Source organism: Candidatus Nitrosopumilus salarius BD31, from assembly GCF_000242875.2.
GTDB classification, from domain to species: Archaea; Thermoproteota; Nitrososphaeria; order Nitrososphaerales; family Nitrosopumilaceae; genus Nitrosopumilus; species Nitrosopumilus salarius.
This window is the reverse complement of record NZ_AEXL02000122.1, coordinates 1-1,766: the sequence shown is the minus strand read 5'-3', so window position 1 is coordinate 1,766 and position 1,766 is coordinate 1. Positions and strand designations below refer to the sequence as shown.

Annotated in this window: 4 protein-coding genes; 1 reads left to right on the top strand and 3 read right to left on the bottom strand. The window is 35.2% G+C overall.

Annotated elements, in window-relative coordinates:
- The coding region (locus tag BD31_RS07180; protein ID WP_008300570.1) for a dienelactone hydrolase family protein at positions 1 to 771 on the bottom strand (771 nt) is incomplete at its 3' end.
- Between the two features lie 70 nt (positions 772 to 841).
- On the opposite strand from BD31_RS07180, the gene BD31_RS07175 reads away from it, so the two are divergent.
- A complete protein-coding gene (locus tag BD31_RS07175) occupies positions 842 to 1,027 on the top strand; it encodes a hypothetical protein (RefSeq protein WP_008300566.1) in 186 nt (61 codons plus the stop codon).
- Positions 1,028 to 1,033: 6 nt separating this feature from the next.
- On the opposite strand, the gene BD31_RS07170 is transcribed toward BD31_RS07175, so the two are convergent.
- Both BD31_RS07170 and BD31_RS10785 read right to left on the bottom strand, forming a co-directional pair.
- Positions 1,034 to 1,399 (bottom strand): DUF5654 family protein, encoded by a 366-nt coding sequence (locus BD31_RS07170; protein WP_008300572.1) that lies wholly within the window; start codon positions 1,397 to 1,399, stop codon positions 1,034 to 1,036.
- 72 nt (positions 1,400 to 1,471) lie between these two features.
- Positions 1,472 to 1,766, bottom strand: a 295-nt coding sequence (locus BD31_RS10785; RefSeq protein ID WP_008300568.1) for an SHOCT domain-containing protein, incomplete at its 5' end; no start/stop codon positions are given.

Here is a 1,766-nt window from a genome sequence, read left to right as displayed (position 1 = left end):
AAGTGATTGACCACCACCAAAACACCATCCAACAGAACCAATGTTTTTTGTAGAATAATTTTCAGTTAAGAATGATGTTGCGGAGTTCATGTTTTGTATTCCTCTTTCAGAATCAAACGCATTAACCAATTGTCTTGCTTGATCAGAAGTTGTTGCAACATCCCCATCATATAGATCAACTGCCAATACGACATATCCATGAGATGCAAGTTTGTCGGCCATCTCTTTGATGTTGTCATTTAATCCCCACCACTCATGAATCATTACGATGCCAGGATAATTTCCGTCAATTACAGGCTTTGCCACATACCCCTTTGTATCACCAAAATATGCTACAGGTTCTGATTCGGTTACAAATTCTCCAGACGTAAAAATTTCAGAATTGTTATTTCCATCACTGTAATCAGGCAAAATATGAATTGCCCATCCTCGTGAAATTAATTTTTCAATACTTGAAGGAGTAAGACACGCAGGCAATCCATTAGATTGTTTTAGCACAAGTGCTTTTCCCTCGGTACAAGTTACATTTGAAGGAGACACACCCTGAGAAATTTGCTTTAGTGGAGGCGGAAAATACGCAATTGATGATACAGATATGGGTAAGATAGACGATTTAGTATCAGAGCACAGTACATCACCACAAACCTGATCAGACATTATCTGCCATGAGGGTTTACCAGATGCAACATCAGCTGTAACCATAGAAGGTAAAAATACAGACAAAAGTAAAACTAGCGAAATAGAAAGAAAAGAAGCTAAATTGACAACCATGATGATAAAAATTTACACTGAAATAGAATTTAAAGGATCTTTTAGATAGAGGGTAAAAATCAAGTCAAGGATGGAGTTGCCAAACATCATTGCAGGAATTATTATCATATTAATAGGAGTCGGAATAATATTTGTTGGGAATTATTTCAGTAAAAAAATTGGCATGCTTCACATTGTGATCTACTTTATGGCATCCTTTGTAATTTTCGGAGGAGTATTAATTCTATTCTTGTATGATAAAGCATCTATCTTTTGAAAGAGATCATTTACTCAGGAATTTGTCTTGACTTGCAGCGTGATCTTTTACATTATGCTCCATCAGTTCAGATTCAACTTGAGTTTTAAAGTCACAAAGTTTGCAAGAATATGTTTTTACAATGATATTTTTTGCTTTTGATGCCGCACGTGCCACAATGATTGTCAAAATGACTGCAATTATTGTGATAAATATAGCATAAGCAATCATTGGACCTACTTGGTCTTGGGTTCCAAAGAGTTCCTTAAACAACAATTTGATTGCATCGTTCCATGCAAGTGCAGCTACCAAACCAAATGCAGCAGTAATTAACGCTGCAATTTTATCAAGAATTTCTTGTTTAATTGAACTAGGTTGCTCGTTGTCACCCAAAATCCATCTAAATGAATTTTCTTGATAGGAGTATTAAAAGATAGTCCAGATAGGAGGGGGAGCTAAAAAGGATTAGATTTTAGACAGTATTTTTTTCTTTTTTGCTTGGAATTCTTTATTTGTTATAACCCCGGCTTTTTTCAAGTCTCCAAGTTTTTGTAACAAGTCCAATTCTTTTTGTGAAGAATCTGTGAAAGTCTTTCCAGCTTGAATACCAGAACTTATTCCAGATTTAGTTTTCTTTTTCAATTTTGAACCCAGAATGGAACCCTTTTTGGCGATTTTTTCACCAATATGATATCCTCTCTTCTTGGCATGTAGGATTACTTCTTCAGATTTTTCACGAGTTATATCATCCAAAATCTTG